The sequence below is a fragment of the Bacillus sp. FMQ74 genome (genome assembly GCF_001875785.1).
GTDB lineage: Bacteria > Bacillota > Bacilli > Bacillales > Bacillaceae > Bacillus > Bacillus stercoris.
In genome coordinates this window covers 52,212-72,184 of sequence record NZ_MOEO01000005.1, presented here as the reverse complement: position 1 = coordinate 72,184, position 19,973 = coordinate 52,212, and the positions used below count along the sequence as shown (strand labels likewise).

Here is a 19,973-nt window from a genome sequence, read left to right as displayed (position 1 = left end):
CCATCAAGAAAAATGTCACAAAAAGAGGAACAATTAAAGTGAAAAGTTTCCTTTCTGGCGTCGCAACTGCGGAGATACCGCCTTCAATGTTTGAAAGATTATTATACCATAGTTTTCCTGCAAAGTCAATATTATCAGAGATCTAGGTAATATGAAAATCAAAATAAAATATTTATTTTACAAGAAGTGAGTGAATAGTTTTGGTGAAAAAAGGATTGTTTTACATGCAGAAGCTGTAATGAAGTGATTTTCTATGCACCTTCAATTGAAACGACTGTTTCATGTCCAAGCTGCCATCAAAAACACCTAGTGCAAAGAGAAGTAAATATAATTACGTTAGAAAACACTAAATGACCAATGTACTAAATTTTCATTAGCTTTTTAATTACTTGGCGCTAAGGAGTTATGTAACGGAGAGTTTATACTCTCCAGGATTCGAAGGAAGGGATGCGGAGTTTACCGTGCTTAGTCTTAAATCTGTGCTTAACCTTACATAAAATAGGCTCAATAAATACATACTCATCAGATTCAGACTGTACTTGTTTCATAGAATAAAATTTGCCACGTTCTGCATAGGGCATAAATTCCATAAATCCAGCTGCAGTCCCATCAGAATAAGACAGAAGGAATTTTATATCCTTCTTCGTGTAGCCGGTTATAAGAACTTCAGTGTAATCATAATTAATCACTTTAAGCCAATTATGCGAACGTTTATTGATCTCATAAGGGGAGTCAGTTTTCTTGAGTACGATTCCCTCTAAATTCTTCTCTTTGGCCAGGTTGAAGTAAGCGAATCCGTTACCTTGAATTCCTTCAAGTACAAAGACATTAGAGTGATTTAGCTCAAGTGAGTTTAGAACTGTCTTACGCTCAGTGAGCGGATTAGCTGCTATTGACTGACCGTCTTTATAGATAATGTGCTGACAAGTGGCTTTCGAAAGCTTGGTTTCTCGACCAGTGTTTCGGCACGAGCATTAATCATCTTGTATCCGATCTTTTCAACTTTAGCCCAAGGAGGGATAAGGCCCCATCTAAGCTTGCCCAGACGGTTATTGGATCCATCGTTAATGATTGTCAGGATGTTTTGTGAAGTGATATTCACCTTCAGGTAAGAATTGATCTATGTTGAATTGCTTGATGATGTCATTGTACAAGCTTGATACACGAAAAAAACAAAAAGGAGGGATGTGATGCAGCAAACAGTTGAGGTTAAAGAAGTTGAAGTGTTGGTCAGGGGAATATGGAGAAAGAAAAAAATCATTGATATTAATACTTAAACAGTCTTCTGATAGACTTTACAATAATAAGAAAGCCCCCATACCGGGGGCTTGAAGCTGCCTAATAACCATTAAATCCCTTGATTTCAAAGTTTTCTGTATCGAGATTTAGGCTATTCAATTGCTTTAACAACACCTCAAATTTTAAGCAGTCACCGTTTCTTAATTCATCAGGTATATATTTAGGATTTGCAATTTTCATTCCATTCTCAATCCACTGTTTTCGGTATAACTGAATTGCAGCTTCAATTAAGTAATCTGGCGTTACAATAAAACCTAAGCTTACTTCATGATCTTCACTGTAGCCGTATTCAAAATCGCAACAAGGGCAAATTTCAAATGTTTTTTGATACTCCCCATCATTGTTTAATGGGTTTTCACTTAATCCTTTATATCCGCAAATTAAACATGTATATAATTTAGTCATAGCAATCCCTCTTTAATATATTTATAGTTCCTATTGATTTTTATAATAATTATAACCAGCTTTTTTATTTGGATGTTTTGGCTTAAAGTACGTTATAATAGTATCTTTATTCCCTTGTCGTTCTACAGATAAGAATTCATTGGTCTTCTTATTATACTTATAATAACGATAATTGCCACCAAATTTTTTCTTGCTTCTTTTTTCAAGAACAGTTTTGCTAGTTGCTTTTCCTAAAAAAGTTCGAGCTTTATTTAGATATTGAGATTTCGTAATGTTACCAAATTCTTTTTTGTGCTTACGGTAGTGGTCGTCTAAATTTTTCATACTAACTTTACGGACAGCTTTTGAAGCAGATGTTTTAGTTCCATACTTTTTGGTTGCTTGTTTAACACTTGTTTTGCCAAATTTTTTAATAGCTTGTTTTATACCTATACGTGCAACCACGATAGCAATCCAAACTAGTGGGTACCAAGATGCATGTACTTCAGCAGTATTTACATTAAACTCTTCCCCAGTTTTCGTATCAGTTACAGTTGCAATGAAATCTCCATCATCATTTATATCTTGTAATTCAACATTAAATTCTCCATTGAAAACTTCTCCAGAATCATCTTCTGCTTCTGCAGAAACAACCATACTACTTGTGTCTAAATCTAGTTCTAACTCACCATCGACAGATAAATCATCTGTTTCAATATTTGTTTGGATTGTTGCTTCATTACCATTTATGTCGCTTTCTAATTCAACATTACTGCCATCAATAGATTCCCCAAATATCTCTTCAGTTTCTGAATCAATTTGGTCACTGTCAATTGTTTCTGTTGGTGTTTCATCAGTATCAATTAATTCTTCTTCATTGATATTTTGATATGTTGTTGCAGAAACAAACTCTGTTCCTACGCTATAAAATACAAATACTGCGAGTAAAAAGCTAATAAAATATTTCAATTTATTTCTCCTTTTTATTTTATTGTGAGTGGAATTGTATTAAACCATAACCATATTCTTGATCAGGGCCTATTTTTCCTAAATCTTTGGCTGTACTCTTTAAGCTTTTAATTACATCTTCTCTTTGAAAATGTGGATTTTTAGAAAGAATATTTGCTACAACACCTGTTGCAAAAGCTGTTGCAAATGATGTTCCATTAACGGTTTTTACTTCGCCTTTGGGATTGAAAGCAGGAATTTGAACGCCTGGTGCAACAAAGTCAATCTTACCTTTTGCTGCAAATGGATCTCTTTTAAGGTTTTTATCAATAGAGGAAACAGATATAACATTTTTATATTTTGCCGGATAATCCGTTGAAAGACCTAATGTATTGCCAGCAGAAGCGATTACTATTATGTCCTTCTCAATTGCTTTGTTGATAGCATTTCTTAATCCCTTGTCGTCTTTTTGAAAGCCAAAGCTGAGATTGATAATGTCAACATCCTGTTTAATACACCAATTGATACCGTTAATTACATCATTGACTTCACCACCTCCTTTATCATTAAGAACCTTAACATCGAATAATCTCACTTGAGGAGATATTCCTTGAACTGTTTGTTTATTTAAAGGAGCCATAATAACACCCGCTATGGCTGTACCATGGCCTAAAGAATCTTTTGTAGTGGAATTATTTTTTATAGCATCATATGAGGTTATTGAACTATTTTCAAAAATAGGCATAGAGCTATTAATCCCACTATCTAATACAGCTACCTTTATAGGACTCTTTGGAGAATAAAGTTTAACTTCTTTACTTGGGAACACAGTACATAGTCCCCAGTTTGTTTTGCAGTCACCATTTGACAAGGTAACTAGAGAATACTTACTAGTGCATCCTGTTAAGGAGAATAGCACAAGAAAAGTAACAAAAAACTTTTTCATTTAATAACCTCTTTCAGCTACTTTTTAACTATTTTTCATTTAGGTAAATAATACTTTGTTTCCATATGTAAGTAAATATGGAAAAAATAAATTTTGAATATTGAAATTTTTTTAAATGTGGAAGGGTTGAATAAACAAGAGAATGCTCGGAGTCGTTTTATGTTCAATATATTAAGAAAGAAAGCGTACCAGCATCTGAAGTTAGGACGCTTTTTTTATTATGGCATCTAATTAAGTAAACAACAATTTCACACAGAATGGAGAGATTAAAGTGTCATCTAAAAAAGACGTTAACAGGGAGAATGGTTAGGCAATGAAACAAAAACTTGGAATATAGAGAATGGAGAATGTACTGAAACGCCCGTGGAAATTTTTAAAATGTTGAGGGGGCGTGCAAGCGGGCAAAAAATCACCTTGTCTCATGAAGCTTTTATTATTAAAACTATATTAAAGAGACTATGAAGTGGCTAGCATCTGCAATGGACGGAAGAGGGAAAGGAACAATGGACATTAAGTTCTGAATAAAACAGCAGTTTTAATTAGATAAGATCTCGCTGTATAATAAAGGAAACGGTAAGGTGGGGGTTTGTCTGAAAATCTTAAACTTTAAATTTGATAATTCTTTCTTTGAATTACATACAGCGTTTACTACTAATTTGGACCTTCTAACTGATAATGATATCCAGATGGATATGCTCATGATGAGTAAAGCGATACTCAAAACAGCTGGCTTTACAAATTTCTTAATCCAGGATACATACTTTATAGTTGAAGATAGCAACTCAGTTTACTGTACATATCACTTTCAAGAAACAAATTAAGTAATAATTCAATTAAAGCATTTTGAAAGGCATTCAGGTGTAGAAAACGGAAATCAAGTTATTCTTAGTGATATAGCTAGGTACAAGGTCTAAATAAAACATGGACTTTATTCTAAACAAAGAGAGATGTGAGCGATGGTAAATATCTTAACTAATATCTTGAAAAGTGACAGATTGGATGAATACCCATTATTTCAAAAGTTCTGCTCCCTCAAAGAAAAAGGGTTACGTAAGGAATCCTTTAAAGCAGTATCTTCTTTTATTGATGAAGCAAAGACGTGGGATAATAATGCCCAACAGAAGTTTGCATGTTGGCTATTTGATTTATTTGAAACATCAGATGATATTCACCATGTACTCGTTCATCCTTTGGAAGAGGAAATTATAAAGCCTTTACTTAAGGGATGGATGAAGAGTAATCCGGAAGATCCAAGGCCATATAGGTGGTATGGCGTGTTTTTAAATACTGAAAAACGTGCCGATTACTTACACAATGCGCTTAGACTTGGTGGCAGCAATGAACAATTATCCTTATTAACGCTAATCGATATAAATTTGAACGCACTTTGGTATTCATTTCATCATATATCCGAAGATTTGTACCTTGGCGATATTAAAGAAGATACAGCACTTATTATTAAGTCAATACGGTTAAACAACAAGGTAGAATGTCAACAAACAAGAAATAACAATAACGAAGCACTTAACTATTATCAAGATCTGTTGAATGACTGGGTGTTGTTACAGAAAAACAATCAAAGGGATTTATTGAATGGTGTGAAAATAAGGGAAGAAATTATCATTGGGTCAAATCCTATTATTACGAAAAACATTGAGCGCAGCTAGCGAAGCTCGTTATAAGTCGAAAAGAATCCTGGTTGTGGGAACGAGAAAATCAAAGGCTAATATGGGATTGACCCTGAAGAGCCCGGATTATCCATATTAAGCTTCTTTAGAGTCAAAGCAGATTTAAATACAATTAAAGCAATTACGAAGGACAAGGATGAAAGAGATGTAATTGTTTTTTATTCTTTTCGGCATGGAATTATTAAGGGGCTTGATGTAAAAGTATATTACTTAGATTATCCAATAAAAAATTGCTGAAGAAATCGAATTAAAAATTTCTGGTTGGATTTCGCCTGTTGATTTTGATCACCATGATAGGTTGATTTATTTTTATAAAAAGAATGGATTTGAAGTGGACTATAATCAACAAGCTAAGTCTGGACGAGTTGTTTGCAACATTAGTGATAATGATGATTAGGCATCTTTCAATTTCAGATGCCTTTTGAATAAAATAAGGATTTTAAAGAAATTCAATTGAATTGGAGGCTCGGTTACATTCCACAGTTACCCTGATTGTCAATTCTTATTTTTCTTTTTCAGAGCCCTTTCAAATAGCAATCTTGCAACTTCTTTGTAAACTGATCTAAGCTATCATCCTCAAATTTTTGGTCAATAATTCCAATTGAGCAGTTCTTTCTTAGTATAGCCTTAATTATTTTCTTCTTCAGTTCTTCATATTCTTCATATATTTGCTTCCCTTTATTAGACAAGCAGCAGCTACAATAATTTCACAATCTCTAATGTATATCTCCTTTATACGAAATGGTATAAAGGGTAATTAATTACATACATTGCTCCATCAGATTTACAAACAAGAATTGTGATCCTGCGAAAAAAGGATCAGGATATGGAAGAACAAAACCATTTATATTGTTATTTTTAGGTATTTGTAATTAAATTACAAATACTTATAATATTCACTCGTGAATTCGTGGTATTATACTGAAGGGAACGATCAAAAGCTATGGTGTTAGTAATTAAGAATGTTTTAAATATTTACAAGTGCTATCTCATGTCAAAGTCAGAAAAAATATTATGGGAGGTAACATATGTTTAAGTTTAAAAAGAATTTTTTAGTTGGATTAACGGCAGCTTTAATGAGTATAAGCTTGTTTTCGGCAACCGCCTCTGCAGCTAGCACAGACTACTGGCAAAATTGGACTGATGGGGGCGGAATAGTGAACGCTGTCAATGGGTCTGGCGGGAATTACAGTGTTAATTGGTCTAATACCGGAAATTTTGTTGTTGGTAAAGGTTGGACTACAGGTTCGCCATTTAGGACGATAAACTATAATGCCGGAGTTTGGGCACCGAATGGCAATGGATATTTAACTTTATATGGTTGGACGAGATCACCTCTTATAGAATATTATGTAGTGGATTCATGGGGTACTTATAGACCTACTGGAACGTATAAAGGTACTGTAAAAAGTGATGGGGGTACATATGACATATATACAACTACACGTTATAACGCACCTTCCATTGATGGCGATCGCACTACTTTTACGCAGTACTGGAGTGTTCGCCAGTCGAAGAGACCAACCGGAAGCAACGCTACAATCACTTTCAGCAATCATGTTAACGCATGGAAGAGTCATGGAATGAATCTGGGCAGTAATTGGGCTTACCAAGTCTTGGCGACAGAAGGATATCAAAGTAGTGGAAGTTCTAATGTAACAGTGTGGTAACAGATCATCTTTAATCAGGGGTGAGTTACTAAGAGGCGAAGGTCTTTTAGCTGAATCCTAATATATGCCTCGGCTATGGAAAATGATTATTAAAATCTGAGTAATGGTAAAAGGTCGTTTTTCTACTACGGCCTTGGTATTGCTGGAGGTAGGAGATTCTCTAAGAAACGTATAATGGCCTTATCAAAATCAATTGGTTGATTGATTGACCGCGTATCCCTCTCACTTTATTGTGAAGTCGAAAGAATTGTTCAGTTGACGGCCGAATATACTCGAAGAACTTAGAAGCGCATCTGTAGCATGAAAGCAGAGCGTTTTTTTTTATGAGAAAGCTCAATAAAACAACATTTTTAATGAAAATAAAAGTAGTGGGATTAGAAAAAATACAGTTTTAGAACGTTTAAGGACAATAGGGCTTAGCGTGAATGATGTGAAAGGGGTATCAAAATGCAAATTTATTTGACCAAAAGCGGAAAACAAGACAATCATCACAAATGGTTAGGAACCGTCTTGCTCAGTTGGGGAACGTTCGTATTTGCTTTGTTTTTTGCTACTTTAGTCGGTTCAATGGCTAATCAAGCAGGAGCTTCCAAGCTTTTGCAGCAAGGTATCCAAGCAGGTTTAGTCACATTAATTACTGTCCCGTTACTCTACATTCTTCTTAAACGGATATCTAGTAGACCATTTGACTCTATAGGACTGCCTGGGTGGCGGCAAGCCATTCCGAAGGCCCTGATGGGGGCAATGTATGTGATTGTATTATCCGGATCTGGTTTCGCTATCGCCCATTTATTAGGTTGGATCAAAGTTACGCAATTCCACTTCTCTGTCCATTTAGTGACAGCATTTTTCTTAAATATGATTATCGCTTTCTTTTATGAAGCTTTTCCAGAGGAATTAACTTTTCGCGGAACGGTGTACTATGCTCTAAATAAGCGATGTAACTGTTTCACGGCCTTACTCCTGCAGCCGATCCTGTTTGTGCTTGCTCCAATAACTGTAAGTGGCTTGCAATATATAGCTGGAATTGAATCATCTGCTATCACATTAGATTACATTTTTTTATTGTTGTGTTTTGGAATCATCCTTCAACTCCTGCGTATTGTAACAGGAAGCTTATGGACGTCTGTCGCTTTTCATCTAGCCTTTCTCGAAAATTCTCGGTTCTTCGTCCTGCAGGGGGAGGAGCGCTTTATTACCTACGAAGAAATTGTTCCGGGAACAGGTGCGCTGTTTGTGGTCTTTTTTATGTTGCTTATTGTCGGTACTCTACTATTAATACCTATTGCAATAACTCGCCGAAATACTATTCAATGGCGGAAGAATAAGAAAGACGACCACGATGTTTATTTCTGAACAAATCAGCAGTTTTATACTTAAAGTTAGGCAACAGATTAACCTGGTGAAAATGAACTGAACGCGACTAGCAGGTTAAACAGATTAGTCCCATTCGGTTTAAGGGTACAGTGGTGTTATTAAGTAATGAATTGTGGTGTCTAAAAGATGGAAATGGCGTTATTGAAGATGCAGGTGAGTTATTAACCGGAATTGATATATTAACGGAAAATAATGTGCCAGGCAGCTTTGAACTTATTGAAGGTGATGAAATTGAAGTCGTTGTTAAAAGAAAATAAAGTGGGATTTTCAGGTTAATCAAATAAAACCTAGATTTTAAAGTGGTTTTAAGGGGGGGCTGAACAATATTGAGGAAGGTTCTAACATGAAAGGGGTACTAAATATGCAAGTTTTAAAGATCTTTATTGTTCATGTCTTGTCTGCATTAACAGCTGCTGTTGTTTATGTTTGGGGAAGTGATTACGATGGCTATATTCCATACTTCTTAATAAGTGTTATTCTCTTTATCTTCTATTTAATCTTTGCTGCACCTGTTCAATATTTTTTGAATCGCAATCCAAAAAGGTTTAGCTTGAAATATTTACTTATATACATATTCTTTTCCTTCTTAGTGTGGTTAATCTTTGCTGTAACTACTGACCCAAAGGCAACTATAGGTTTTCTAATGGGATACGAAATTTACTTATTTGGCATTTCATTTGCTCTAATCTTTTGGGTGTGGGACTCAGTTTTTCTGCAAAACAAGGAAAAAATAGCAGCTAAGTAATCTAAGTATATCACCAACTTCTAAATTCCAAAATATTATATAATTAGGTGAAGGGAGGAGAGGGAATGAAAAGGTTAATCGTTTTGACTTTACAGAGCTTTTGAACAGAGTGTAATCACAAACAATTTAAGTATCGTACCCGTTTGTTTCAAATGTCTCTTCCGCAAGATCACCTACATAATTTATTCAACATATTCAAGAATAGCAATTTCCTTCGATTAGCAATGAGGATTACAAAATTATTATGTCTTCTCTTGTTAGGGGATGGAAATAAAACGTCAGAGGCGTTCCATGTGTTTTGACTAGAGCGAATTGAGGACGGACAAGGTTGGATTGAATGGGCTGCTATACTTGAAGACCTATATCAGAAAAGGTTTGGGTATGTTGAATAGAAGCAAAAAAGGGGGAAAACGCCATTAAAAAATTAGTTTTATTATCCAGCTTTTTTGGGATTATGCTATCAATTATAGGGCAATTATTTGGAGTCCTAACAGATTTCTTTATTCCGGGTATTGCACGGCTTATGGGGGTTTTAGCTGGCCTCCTAGTATTACTTTGCTTGAAGTCAAGAAACACAGAAATGCAGACATTTATAGTGACTTCAAGTACTGCATTAGGAATAATAGGTGCAGGAGTTTTGTATCTTCCAGCAGCTATTGTCAATGTCTTAATTGGGTTCAAACTAAACAAAAAGCTAAAAGAAGAAAACACTAAAGGGCAGATCTAATTGACTGCTTTTTGTTTAGTGTGACCATGGAAAATAGTAATAAAATAATCATTTTAATCATAGTGAGGTTTATATGGATTTAAAATTTTACAGACTTCTTAGAACAAGTGAAGTCGAGTTTTTTCAGGTTATACAAAAAGAAACTTCAAACATTTACGGCTATATCTTAATCGTTGATTCAAAAAGAAAAGGAGAGCTGTCTGATAATCCAGTGTTAATTGGTATAGAGGTTGAAAATGAATATGAGGGTTCCTCAAATTATATTCAAGTAATTGCATTCACTGAAGAAAGATATCTTGAAAACTTTACAGCTGATACCTTTTCTTTTATAGATGGTCTGTTAAACATGAAACCAGATTGCCAATTTTTTATTAAAGAACAGGTATATAATTCAGATTCTGAGTTCCTAGACTTTGATTTTCCTTTTGATATGACACCTATTGTGGATATCATTGCCCCGTATGCCCAAAAGATAAATAAAGATATAAATCTTAACAACATTAGAAACAGTGATTTTAATTACCTTTCGCAAAAATAATCGAAAAAATTAAAGCGAAAGATGACTAATGAGTGCTTAATTAATTATTACTAATTTAGAATTGCTTGCCCTTAAGTCAGAAGATGAGCATGATCTAAGGTAAGCGATTGACCTCATCAGCAACGCGTATTCCAGATTCAATTGCGCCCTGCATCCACGCGTGAGTGAGTGAGGCGTGTTCTCCGGCGAAATGAATTCTGCCCTCAGGGACAGGAATATAGGGATACAGCTCTAATTCTTGTCCTGGTTCGAAAGCTGTAAATCCCCCCGCAGAATATGGGTGCTGGCTCCAGCTGAAAGAAGCGCCTGATACAAATTCAGACCATACAATATCGCCATAGATTTCAGATAAATCCAGTAAAGTATATTGGATACGCTCTCCTTCTGAAAGACTGTCCCATATCAGTGCCTCATCTGCCCATGTATAGCTGGCCAGAATGACAGCATGTCCATTTGCTCCAATATTTCTGCTTGGATAATACGAAAAACGAATCGGTAAATCTGTCATAGATTTGCCGCCGCGCTGCCCGGCTTTTTCCCAAAATCGGCTTTTAAACTCTATGCCGATTTTTGTTGCGCTGATATAGTTTAACTCACGGATGGCCCTCCGTTTATAGTACGAGAAAGAATGGTATGGTTCGACTTTTACAAATCGCAAAGTTGAAAAGGGAATGGTTACAATAGCGAGATCAGCTGTAAACGATGCAAATTCTGCCGTTTGTTGATGCTGGCAATGGATCGTAACACGATTTTCATCCTGAGACATTTTCATCATTTTTTGATGGTATAGAATGTTTGTTTTTAATTGGGGAAGAAACGCGTGTGGAAGCAGATCCATGCCGCCTGTTATCTCATAGAAGTGAGCGGGTGATGAAAAAAAGATGGATTCCCGCAATACTTCAACAAGAGACATCCCCATATATGCTTCCATATCCAAAAGTACACCAATCATATCGATCGCGCCATAGGAAAAATACCTATTCAAAAAAGAGCTTAACGAATCATTTTTGTATCGTTCTTCGACAATCCGCCAATTTCTCGCTGGATTTTGATTGATAAAATTTAGAATAGGCTGCAATACAGAAAGCATCAGCTCTTCAGACGTTTTCCCTTGTTCATGTGGTGCGACTGGGTACCCCAGTATTCCAGGAGCTCGTTCAAACATGTGGAGACGTGTCTTGATTCCATTGGCATAAATGATGTCCATAGGGGTTCTGTTGATAAATACATTTGTTGGCAATTTGAATTTTTTGATATATTCTAAGGTTAACAAATGGTTATTCGGTATGCGCATCGGGCCAACGTTAAAATACAAATCATCACTAAAGGGAGCTCTCAAAGTGCAGACACGGCCGCCCGCTCTGCCGCTCGCTTCGAGAATCGTTACTCTGTGACCGGCATTTTTCAGCAATGATGCTGATACAAGCCCGGACAATCCAGCTCCTACAACAAGAATATGCTTTGGGTGCTGGGATGCACTAAGGCCATTTCGAATGATCTTCACCATGTCATCAATCTTTAGAAAAGTCACTTTTGGGAGGCACCTCTTTTTAGGATTTATTGCATTGTATTCACTGAAAAGAGCGCCTATCACGGATCTGTTCACATCTTTTTGGAATTTGAAGGATTATTGTTAAAAGGAAATAAAGGGGTGATGTATTTGACTAACTTTGTTCATAAGACAGTAAACGGTTTGAAAAGTCTCTTAGATGAAAAAGGAGCCATTAAATTGTTTTGTTCTGAAGGAGATATCATGGAATGTCTTGTTACATTTTCACAGGACAAAGCAACCCTGAATGACATTCAAATCTTTGAGGCTAAACACGAGCTTATTCTACCGGAGGATTATCAGAAGTTTATTACACTGCATAATGGTGCGAAAATTTTTCAGATACTTGCTGATGGGGAGAATATAGGTGGAGGACTTTGTTTATTTAGCCTTGAAGAGATTGAAGAAGAATTAAAATATGAGGATTTGTTTGAAGGTATCAATGGCATCCCAATTGGTCACTTATTAGAAGGCTGCCATTTGATGATCGATAAAGATAAATTGAATGAAGGTGATCCCAACTATCTTTATATATTAGAAATAGGTGAGTATACACCATTAAATCTAAATTTCGAGATATTTCTAGACCGGTATATACAATCCAATGGGGCAACTTTTTGGGAATGGCGCTTCTATACAGCAGAAAACTACTACAGAACAAGATAGCTCTATGTATAAGACAGTCTTTGGCTGATAAAGTTTAATGGATCGGGACTTATGACTAGGAAAAATAAGTCTAATTTATGAAGGGGACTCAACGAACAAAGTTTGAACCAAGTTGTTTATGTGACTAATAGTTGCGGAAATTAAGAAAGAACCTGGTGAAATTCACCAGGTTCTTTTTATATTGCACAAAAAAAGACACGGTGATATAATCACACTACGTGCGCTTTCTGGTTAAAAAGTTATAGATATCCATCTTATAACTCTATTATATCCTGCTGGGAAGCTTTTGTCAATATTTATTTTTCGAAGGGGAGATGTAGAATGAGTTCTTTAGTTCTCGGTTTACACGAAATTGAAAAAACACAGCATTCGCTCGTTGGAGGAAAAGGAATAAATTTAGGGGAATTATTAAAAATTCAAGGAATACAAGTACCAGAAGGATTTTGTGTTACAACAGCAGGATACCAAAAAGCCATTGAACAAAACGAAACGTTACAAGTGATGTTGGATCGATTGGCCATGCTAAAAGTTGAGGACCGAGATCAAATTGGTAACATCAGCCGGAAGATTCGGCAAATCATTATGGAAGTAGACATTCCTTCCGATGTTGTGAAAGCAGTGGCTCACTATCTCTCCCAGTTCGGTGAGGAACATGCCTATGCCGTGCGTTCAAGCGCGACTGCTGAAGATTTACCACATGCCTCTTTTGCCGGTCAACAAGATACCTATTTAAATATTATCGGAAAAGAAGCGATCTTGCAGCATATCAGCAAGTGCTGGGCTTCCCTATTTACGGATCGAGCGGTAATCTACCGCATGCAAAATGGATTCGGCCACAGCCAAGTTTATTTATCCGTTATCATTCAAAAGATGGTTTTCCCTCAGTCTTCGGGGATTTTATTTACCGCTGATCCGATTACCTCTAACCGAAAGGTGTTATCCATCGATGCCGGTTTTGGACTTGGTGAAGCTCTGGTCTCCGGCTTGGTGTCTGCCGATTGTTATAAAGTACAGGATGGGCAAATCGTCGATAAGAGAATAGCAACTAAAAAAATAGCTATCTATGGACGGAAAGAAGGCGGAACAGAAACACAGCAGATCGAGCCTGATCAGCAAAAGGCTCAAACGCTGACTGATGAACAAATTTTACAGCTTACACGCATCGGAAGACAGATCGAAGCTCATTTCGGCCAGCCGCAAGATATCGAATGGTGTTTGGCCCGAGATACTTTTTATATTGTACAGAGTCGTCCAATCACTACTTTATTCCCCATCCCTGAAGCGAGTGACCAAGAAAATCACGTTTATATTTCTGTTGGTCATCAACAAATGATGACGGATCCCATAAAACCACTGGGATTGTCTTTTTTTCTGCTGACGACTGCTGCGCCCATGCGTAAAGCCGGCGGAAGGCTATTTGTTGATGTCACACATCATCTGGCATCCTCTGACAGCAGAGAAGTTTTCTTAAAAGGCATGGGACAACACGATCAGCTCTTAAAAGACGCACTTATGACTCTAATAAAGCGACGGGATTTCATAAAGACGATACCAAATGATAAAACAGCACCAAACCCCAGCAGAGGCAATGCAGATATGCCAGCTCAAGTTGAAAACGATCCGACAATCGTGTCAGATTTGATTGAGAGCAGTCAAACATCAATAGAAGAGTTAAAGCAAAACATCCAAACGAAATCAGGATCAGATTTATTTCGTTTTATTCTGGAAGATATCCAGGAATTAAAGAAGATTTTATTTAACCCAAAAAGTTCGGTTCTGATTCGAGCTGCTATGAATGCTTCATTATGGATTAACGAAAAAATGAACGAGTGGTTAGGTGAAAAAAACGCAGCAGATACGCTCTCTCAATCTGTGCCCCATAATATTACTTCAGAAATGGGTCTTGCGCTATTGGACGTCGCAGATGTGATTCGTCCTTATCCAGAGGTAGTTGCTTATTTACAGCATGTCAAAGATGATCACTTTTTGGATGAGCTGGTTAAATTTGAAAATGGACAGGAAATTCAAGACGCGATCTATACTTATCTCAACAAATACGGAATGCGATGTGCCGGAGAGATTGATATTACAAGAACTCGATGGAGCGAAAAACCAACTACACTTGTCCCAATGATTCTTAATAATATCAAAAATTTTGAGCCTAATGCTGGCCAGCGGAAATTTGAGCAAGGGCGAGAGGAGGCTTTAAAGAAAGAACAAGAGTTATTGGATCGATTAAAGCAATTACCCGATGGTGAACAAAAAGCCAAAGAAACCAAACGAATGATCGACATCATCCGGAATTTCAGTGGGTTCAGGGAATATCCAAAATACGGAATGGTTAATCGCTATTTTGTTTATAAGCAGGCTTTACTGAAAGAAGCCGAACAACTCGTAGAAATGGGCGTTATTCATGAAAAAGAAGATATATACTATCTTACTTTTGAAGAACTTCACGAAGTCGTACGCACAAACAAACTTGATTATCAAATCATCAGCAAACGAAAAGACGAGTACAAATTATATGAAAAACTTTCTCCACCACGTGTTATCACGTCTGATGGCGAGATCATTACAGGCGAATACAAACGAGAAAATCTTCCAGCCGGAGCGATTGCAGGTCTCCCTGTTTCCTCAGGAGTGATAGAGGGGCGAGCGCGTGTCATTTTAAACATGGAAGATGCTGATTTAGAAGATGGAGATATATTAGTCACCTCCTTTACTGACCCCAGCTGGACACCATTGTTTGTATCCATAAAAGGCCTGGTCACCGAAGTTGGTGGACTGATGACCCATGGAGCAGTTATAGCGCGTGAATATGGATTACCTGCAGTTGTCGGGGTTGAAAATGCTACCCAACTGATAAAAGATGGGCAACGGATTCGCGTTCATGGTACAGAAGGCTACATTGAAATATGATAATGGCTGATGTGTGTAGCGAGCCATCAGATATTTCTCCATATCCTCTATCTAGAAGCTGCAAGCTGATGGACTTAGCATCTGTACCAAGAAAAGCCGGAACCTCTTAGAGAAGGTCCGGCTTTTTATTTAAAATTGGTGTAGTGTGAGAAAGCCGATTTTGCGGGCGGCATCTTTTTAAAGTGAATTTTTTTATTATCAGCATTTAAACTGTCGAATAAACAGAACGGCTTTAGAGGAAATTGAACAACAGTGAATCAATCGTATTATATTGAGAATATTGAGGATCAAGAAAAGAAGAGAACCGGAGAGGTTGATGTTGTATTTGTTAGGGGAGCACATGGAAAGAAAAACCTTGCTTAAAACAGGAGAAAAAAGGAGCTAAAAAGCTCCTTTATAAGTTTAAACAACTTTTGTATAAATAGCCGTGTAAAACCCGATTGAGTAATCAAAATAATGACGTGTAAGCGTATAAGTATAACCGTTGTATTCTATTGTTAGCTGGTGGTCCATTGGCAAAGGACTAATGCGGTATATAGTATCGTAATCATATTCTTCATTTTTTACTGCAACTTCAGACGAATTTCCAGCAGCCAATGCGGGAACCGCGGATATTAGCACGCCAAAGGATAAAACAGAACCCAATAAGATTTTCTTAATGTTCAATTATACCAACTCCATTTACAATTAATACATATATTGTGTAACGATTGTAAGTTTTTTGGAGTGAATAACGGATCATAAAATGTGAAAATTTTGATTTTAATGGGAGTTGAGATAGTAAACGACAGTAATGATAAGTATATTTATGCTGGAATCCAGAAAGAAGCAGCCTTCAATAATAAGTTTTAAAGCGCAAAAGAGTAAGGGGATAATGTCGAAGGCAACCACATATAAACATTTGAGAAAGAACAAGAAGAAGTTTGAGGAATTGGAGAATGGAGTATGCTGCTGTTATGAATTGCAAAGAAGTAGATTCGTTTGTTGCATCCTGTTGTTTATTTTAAAGTTCAAAAAGAGTTTATAGAGGAGGGGGAAGGTGCCTAAAATAGGGATAAGTTTTATAGTGCTCATGATTTTCCTTGCAGGCTGCAATAAAAATGGACAAAACGGAGACGAAACAAAGGTGCAGAGCCTAGTCGGCTATGTCGTGCATAAAGACAATAATAGGGCAATTCTCATTACTGATACAGAAGCCCCAGCAAAAGAAGATTATGATCTTTCGGAAGGACAACTGATGAACAAGTTTAAAAATAAGATAGTAATAGTAGGATTAAGTGAGATTGATAACACAGATGATCTCAAAAGAGGTGAAAAAATAAAAGTTTGGTTCCATACACTAAAAGAATCAAATCCACCAAGTGCAACGATACAACAATATATTATTACAAAAAAATAATTGAATTCTCGTATAGATAACCTCTGATGGTCTGTTTCAAACTTTACTTGTTACATAAATGAAAACTTGCCGTTAATCGCGTTAATGTTTAATGTTTGTGGTGTTTTAAGATACTTAAAGAAAGAGAGGTATTAGTGAGAATATGAAAAAACCGTTCATTAAAAATGAACGGCGGGGTTTACAAAAGTAATGTTTTTTTCTTTTATGGCAAAAGGATAAAGCAGTGGCGCAATATTGTGTTTCAAATTCTTTACTTGAGATCGTTAAGGACGACTTTAGCTGCCTCAGCGATAAGAGCATTATCATAATTAGCATCTTTCGTAAACCGGTTTGATAGGATTGCCAAAACAATAGGAGCTCTGTTAGGCGGCCAAACGATAGCAATGTCATTTCGTGTCCCGTAACTTCCGGCTCCGGATTTATCGCCGACTTCCCATCCTATTGGAGCGCCTGCCCGAATCAGTTCGTCACCAGTAGCATTGCCCCTCATCCAATCGGTTAAGATCGTGCGCTTGTCAGTCGTGAGAGTGTTATCTAAAGTGAAGGCTTTAAGATCGGTTGCCAGTGCTTTTGCAGTGCTGGTGTCACGAATATCACCAGGAATCGCAGAGTTTAGATCCGTCTCGAATCGTTTAGCGTTCGTTACATGATCCCCAATCTGTTTCAGTGACTTTTCAAAACCTTTAGGGCCGCCAAGCTGTTGCAACAAGATGTTCCCAGCGGTATTATCGCTGTAACGGATAGCCGCTTCCGAGATTTCTTTTAGGCTCATGCCTGTATCTAGGTGTTTCTCTGTGATTGGAGAATATGTAACAAGGTCGTCCTTGCTGTAGTGGATGACTTCATTAAGTTTTTCAATTGAGTTTTTCTTCAGGACAGCAGCTGCGGCTAGAACTTTATAAGTTGATGCGTAAGCAAATCGCTCATTCGGCCGGTAGGCGATTGTCTTGTTTGAACCTGTATCAATTGCATAAACGCCAAGTCTAGCATCAAATTTTTTCTCAAGTTGAACAAATTTTTTATTCGTTATACAGTTTGTCGTGCTTGTGCCTTCTATGGATTTTGCTTCAGCATGTGTCGAGCCGTATAAAAGATTGAAACCAGTAAAGCTTAAACATAAAAGTCCAACACATATTCCGAATTTTATTGACGCTTTATTTTTCAACTTAATCAGGCCTCCTAATTCAAATGATTTTGTATTGCCTTCTAATTAACCTCACAAAACCAAGTATGAAAATGATATTTTTCCAATGAAATGTTTCCCATGACAGTTAGTGTAACAAACCCCTTTAAGCTAGTAAACACAGAATCAAATATATGTTGGTGTCAGATTTTAATAAGTTGAGAGGACAAGGGCTGTTACGACCCACATGCGTTATTTATCAGGATAGACTTCAGATGACATATCAAATTAAATATAATAGCACTGACTCTTTAAAAGAAAATAGATTGGTAAGGCTTCTTTCGAATAGATTTGTATGAAAACTGTTCTTATTAAGGCTCATTTCAAGGTGCTAAAGATTCATTTGGAGGAGACGGTCTTGATTAGGAAAGATTCTTCCAATATATTGAAGTAAAAAGGTATCGGGAGGAACTCTTTTGAAAAAGATGTTGATGTTAACTTTTACATTTCTTTTGGCTTTGACTATCCATGTAGGGGAAGCTTCGGCAGTTATCGTAAAAGATGAGGAGAAAGTGAGTTTTACAATGACAGAAAATGAAAAATGGTTTATGAAGTCTGATGACCTAAATTCAAACCATTGGACATCTCACTTTGGGTACAGATTCACCATTTTCGATACTGAAGGATGTACAATTAACGCAAGAATCATGCGAATGACTTTGTCAGGATATGAAATAACCGTTAGTGAAAAAAACTTCTCAGGTGATCATTTTAATTTTAGTGCAACTGATCGAGTTGAGGCGATGCCTTACAAGACTCATTATTTGATTTTAACAAAAGATCCAGATTGCGGAGATGTTAAAGTAAAAGGTCTATACGGTTTTCAGTTTGATCAGCCAGAATGGTAATAAAAAAGAATATGGATTCTCACCAGCCTAAACGCCAGCCAGGCTAATGTCTCACATGCAGACATTAGCTTTTTTCATTGTTTAATGGGCTGTCGTCAGAATTCTAGAAGACTTTTTCGTAATAGCCATCTCCTGTCACACGAGGTCCAAATCGATAAAGAAAGTGTATCCTCTATCCATTCACACTTTCCGTCGTGAAAATGTAAATGTATTCATAAAAATCCCGCAGCATATCAGCAGTGCGCCGAGGATAATGTTGATGGTGATCTGTTCGTGCAATTGCAGCCATCCAAAGAATAGGGCCAATACGGGAACAAACATTAATGCCATGGATGCTTTTGACGCTTCGATTTGATTGAGCACCCAAAACCATACGACAAAGGTAAAGCCGGTGGAAAGCAAGCCATTAAACAGCAATGACCATACCGCCTGATATGTCCATTCGGCTGAAGTGACGGGCTCCAAAAAAGAGGAAAACAGCAATAACATGATGGCTCCCACCATAAGTTGCCAGGCATTCATGTGAATAACATCGATATGCTTGAATTGTAGCTTACTGAACACATTCGCGATTCCCCAGCTAAGCGCTGCCGCAAGCACGCACAGCTCTCCAAATAAAGCGCTTTGATCGATAGCAAGTATTTCCTTTCCAAATATAAATAACAGTCCGAATAGGCCGCAGACCAGTCCGATCGTTTTATACGCATTCATTTTCTCATTTAATGTAAAATGGCTGAGCACCGTAACAAATATAGGCATCGTATATACCAAAACAGAGGTTTTTCCTGAATCGACAAACTGCATTCCATACGTTAAGATCCCCATATAACCCAGCCCCATCAGCAGGCTCATGATGATATAGCTTTTGAGATGTTCTTTTTGAATTGAAAGCTTTTTTCTTTGAATGAAGAGAATGAGAAATAATGGCACCGCTCCGATGAACAGCCGCAAAGCCGAAAATAAAAGCGGGGGGATGTCATGAATTCCTACTTTCATCGCAACCCAAGTATAACCCCAAATAAGTGTGACAGATAAGATTCCCAGCATAACTTTTACCATGATGAAGCCGCCTTTCTTGTTTAAATAT

Annotated in this window: 19 protein-coding genes and 4 pseudogenes; 13 read left to right on the top strand and 10 right to left on the bottom strand. The window is 36.9% G+C overall.

From position 1 onward, the window contains the following. Positions 1 to 419 precede the first annotated feature (419 nt). Both BLL41_RS11130 and BLL41_RS11125 read right to left on the bottom strand, forming a co-directional pair. A pseudogene (locus tag BLL41_RS11130) lies at positions 420 to 917 on the bottom strand (ATP-dependent DNA ligase); the annotation flags it as partial. 2 nt (positions 918 to 919) lie between these two features. After that, a pseudogene (locus tag BLL41_RS11125) lies at positions 920 to 1,154 on the bottom strand (SOS response-associated peptidase family protein); the annotation flags it as partial. Positions 1,155 to 1,187: 33 nt separating this feature from the next. On the opposite strand from BLL41_RS11125, the pseudogene BLL41_RS23065 reads away from it, so the two are divergent. After that, positions 1,188 to 1,268: pseudogene (locus tag BLL41_RS23065) on the top strand (hypothetical protein); the annotation flags it as partial. Positions 1,269 to 1,338: 70 nt separating this feature from the next. Here the strand turns inward: BLL41_RS23065 and BLL41_RS11120 are convergent. Genes BLL41_RS11120 through BLL41_RS11110 form a run of 3 tightly spaced genes read right to left on the bottom strand, consistent with a single transcriptional unit; the run spans position 1,339 to position 3,577 of the window. Beyond that, entirely contained in the window at positions 1,339 to 1,704 is a 366-nt protein-coding gene (locus BLL41_RS11120) for a hypothetical protein (RefSeq protein ID WP_071577897.1), read from the bottom strand. Positions 1,705 to 1,734: 30 nt separating this feature from the next. Further along, entirely contained in the window at positions 1,735 to 2,652 is a 918-nt protein-coding gene (locus BLL41_RS11115) for an SAR2788 family putative toxin (protein WP_071577896.1), read from the bottom strand. Positions 2,653 to 2,671: 19 nt separating this feature from the next. Next, positions 2,672 to 3,577 (bottom strand): S8 family peptidase, encoded by a 906-nt coding sequence (locus BLL41_RS11110; protein ID WP_083427994.1) that lies wholly within the window; start codon positions 3,575 to 3,577, stop codon positions 2,672 to 2,674. Between the two features lie 956 nt (positions 3,578 to 4,533). Here BLL41_RS11110 and BLL41_RS11100 point away from each other — a divergent pair. The 5 genes from BLL41_RS11100 (at position 4,534) to BLL41_RS11085 (ending at position 9,057) form a co-directional block, all read left to right on the top strand. Further along, complete coding sequence (locus BLL41_RS11100; RefSeq protein WP_177230636.1) at positions 4,534 to 5,244, top strand: hypothetical protein; 711 nt, start codon at positions 4,534 to 4,536, stop codon at positions 5,242 to 5,244. Between the two features lie 1,049 nt (positions 5,245 to 6,293). Further along, positions 6,294 to 6,935 (top strand): endo-1,4-beta-xylanase XynA, encoded by a 642-nt coding sequence (xynA, locus tag BLL41_RS11095; protein ID WP_071577895.1) that lies wholly within the window; start codon positions 6,294 to 6,296, stop codon positions 6,933 to 6,935. Between the two features lie 447 nt (positions 6,936 to 7,382). Beyond that, positions 7,383 to 8,291, top strand: a complete 909-nt coding sequence (locus tag BLL41_RS11090; protein WP_071577894.1) for a CPBP family intramembrane glutamic endopeptidase — start codon at positions 7,383 to 7,385, stop codon at positions 8,289 to 8,291. Between the two features lie 113 nt (positions 8,292 to 8,404). Next, complete coding sequence (locus tag BLL41_RS22610; protein ID WP_256252436.1) at positions 8,405 to 8,569, top strand: hypothetical protein; 165 nt, start codon at positions 8,405 to 8,407, stop codon at positions 8,567 to 8,569. An 86-nt stretch (positions 8,570 to 8,655) separates the two neighbouring features. After that, positions 8,656 to 9,057 (top strand): UPF0715 family protein, encoded by a 402-nt coding sequence (locus tag BLL41_RS11085; RefSeq protein ID WP_240345541.1) that lies wholly within the window; start codon positions 8,656 to 8,658, stop codon positions 9,055 to 9,057. Positions 9,058 to 9,141: 84 nt separating this feature from the next. Here BLL41_RS11085 and BLL41_RS23295 read toward each other — a convergent pair. Further along, positions 9,142 to 9,243, bottom strand: a pseudogene (locus tag BLL41_RS23295) (hypothetical protein); the annotation flags it as partial. Between the two features lie 125 nt (positions 9,244 to 9,368). Between BLL41_RS23295 and BLL41_RS23060 the strand changes: the two are divergent. The 3 genes from BLL41_RS23060 to BLL41_RS11075 all read left to right on the top strand — a co-directional run bounded on the left by BLL41_RS23060 (position 9,369) and on the right by BLL41_RS11075 (position 10,322). Next, entirely contained in the window at positions 9,369 to 9,449 is an 81-nt protein-coding gene (locus tag BLL41_RS23060) for a hypothetical protein (RefSeq protein WP_240345573.1), read from the top strand. 23 nt (positions 9,450 to 9,472) lie between these two features. After that, entirely contained in the window at positions 9,473 to 9,784 is a 312-nt protein-coding gene (locus BLL41_RS23055; protein WP_256252442.1) for a hypothetical protein, read from the top strand. Between the two features lie 73 nt (positions 9,785 to 9,857). Further along, the gene (locus BLL41_RS11075) at positions 9,858 to 10,322 is read left to right on the top strand and encodes a hypothetical protein (protein WP_071577892.1); all 465 of its coding nucleotides are present in this window, start codon (positions 9,858 to 9,860) and stop codon (positions 10,320 to 10,322) included. A gap of 94 nt (positions 10,323 to 10,416) precedes the next feature. Here BLL41_RS11075 and BLL41_RS11070 read toward each other — a convergent pair whose 3' ends face one another. Further along, entirely contained in the window at positions 10,417 to 11,829 is a 1,413-nt protein-coding gene (locus tag BLL41_RS11070) for a flavin monoamine oxidase family protein (RefSeq protein WP_071578110.1), read from the bottom strand. Between the two features lie 153 nt (positions 11,830 to 11,982). Here BLL41_RS11070 and BLL41_RS11065 point away from each other — a divergent pair, with 153 nt between their 5' ends. Continuing rightward, the gene (locus BLL41_RS11065) at positions 11,983 to 12,537 is read left to right on the top strand and encodes an SMI1/KNR4 family protein (protein ID WP_071577891.1); all 555 of its coding nucleotides are present in this window, start codon (positions 11,983 to 11,985) and stop codon (positions 12,535 to 12,537) included. 321 nt (positions 12,538 to 12,858) lie between these two features. Further along, positions 12,859 to 15,456 (top strand): phosphoenolpyruvate synthase, encoded by a 2,598-nt coding sequence (gene ppsA / locus BLL41_RS11060; RefSeq protein WP_071577890.1) that lies wholly within the window; start codon positions 12,859 to 12,861, stop codon positions 15,454 to 15,456. 402 nt (positions 15,457 to 15,858) lie between these two features. Here ppsA and BLL41_RS11055 read toward each other — a convergent pair whose 3' ends face one another. Further along, on the bottom strand, positions 15,859 to 16,122 hold the full coding sequence (locus BLL41_RS11055; RefSeq protein WP_071577889.1) for a hypothetical protein: 264 nt from the start codon (positions 16,120 to 16,122) through the stop codon (positions 15,859 to 15,861). Positions 16,123 to 16,495: 373 nt separating this feature from the next. Here BLL41_RS11055 and BLL41_RS11045 point away from each other — a divergent pair, with 373 nt between their 5' ends. Then, positions 16,496 to 16,855: a DUF3221 domain-containing protein gene (locus BLL41_RS11045; RefSeq protein ID WP_071577888.1), complete on the top strand. Its 360-nt coding sequence runs from the start codon at positions 16,496 to 16,498 to the stop codon at positions 16,853 to 16,855. A gap of 250 nt (positions 16,856 to 17,105) precedes the next feature. On the opposite strand, the gene bla is transcribed toward BLL41_RS11045, so the two are convergent. Continuing rightward, positions 17,106 to 18,026 (bottom strand): class A beta-lactamase, encoded by a 921-nt coding sequence (gene bla, locus BLL41_RS11040; protein WP_083427992.1) that lies wholly within the window; start codon positions 18,024 to 18,026, stop codon positions 17,106 to 17,108. Between the two features lie 428 nt (positions 18,027 to 18,454). On the opposite strand from bla, the gene BLL41_RS11035 reads away from it, so the two are divergent. Then, a complete protein-coding gene (locus BLL41_RS11035) occupies positions 18,455 to 18,886 on the top strand; it encodes a hypothetical protein (RefSeq protein WP_071577887.1) in 432 nt (143 codons plus the stop codon). Positions 18,887 to 19,066: 180 nt separating this feature from the next. Here the strand turns inward: BLL41_RS11035 and BLL41_RS11030 are convergent, their stop codons facing one another. Continuing rightward, complete coding sequence (locus BLL41_RS11030) at positions 19,067 to 19,945, bottom strand: DMT family transporter (protein WP_071577886.1); 879 nt, start codon at positions 19,943 to 19,945, stop codon at positions 19,067 to 19,069. Positions 19,946 to 19,973: the final 28 nt, after the last annotated feature.

Coding starts and splice junctions, on each gene's coding strand:
- BLL41_RS11120 (WP_071577897.1), bottom strand. CDS start 1,704: ATGACTAAATTATATACATGTTTAATTTGCGGATATAAAGGATTAAGT.
- BLL41_RS11110 (WP_083427994.1), bottom strand. CDS start 3,577: ATGAAAAAGTTTTTTGTTACTTTTCTTGTGCTATTCTCCTTAACAGGA.
- BLL41_RS11100 (WP_177230636.1), top strand. CDS start 4,534: ATGGTAAATATCTTAACTAATATCTTGAAAAGTGACAGATTGGATGAA.
- xynA (WP_071577895.1), top strand. CDS start 6,294: ATGTTTAAGTTTAAAAAGAATTTTTTAGTTGGATTAACGGCAGCTTTA.
- BLL41_RS11090 (WP_071577894.1), top strand. CDS start 7,383: ATGCAAATTTATTTGACCAAAAGCGGAAAACAAGACAATCATCACAAA.
- BLL41_RS11085 (WP_240345541.1), top strand. CDS start 8,656: ATGAAAGGGGTACTAAATATGCAAGTTTTAAAGATCTTTATTGTTCAT.
- BLL41_RS11075 (WP_071577892.1), top strand. CDS start 9,858: ATGGATTTAAAATTTTACAGACTTCTTAGAACAAGTGAAGTCGAGTTT.
- BLL41_RS11070 (WP_071578110.1), bottom strand. CDS start 11,829: ATGGTGAAGATCATTCGAAATGGCCTTAGTGCATCCCAGCACCCAAAG.
- ppsA (WP_071577890.1), top strand. CDS start 12,859: ATGAGTTCTTTAGTTCTCGGTTTACACGAAATTGAAAAAACACAGCAT.
- BLL41_RS11030 (WP_071577886.1), bottom strand. CDS start 19,945: ATGGTAAAAGTTATGCTGGGAATCTTATCTGTCACACTTATTTGGGGT.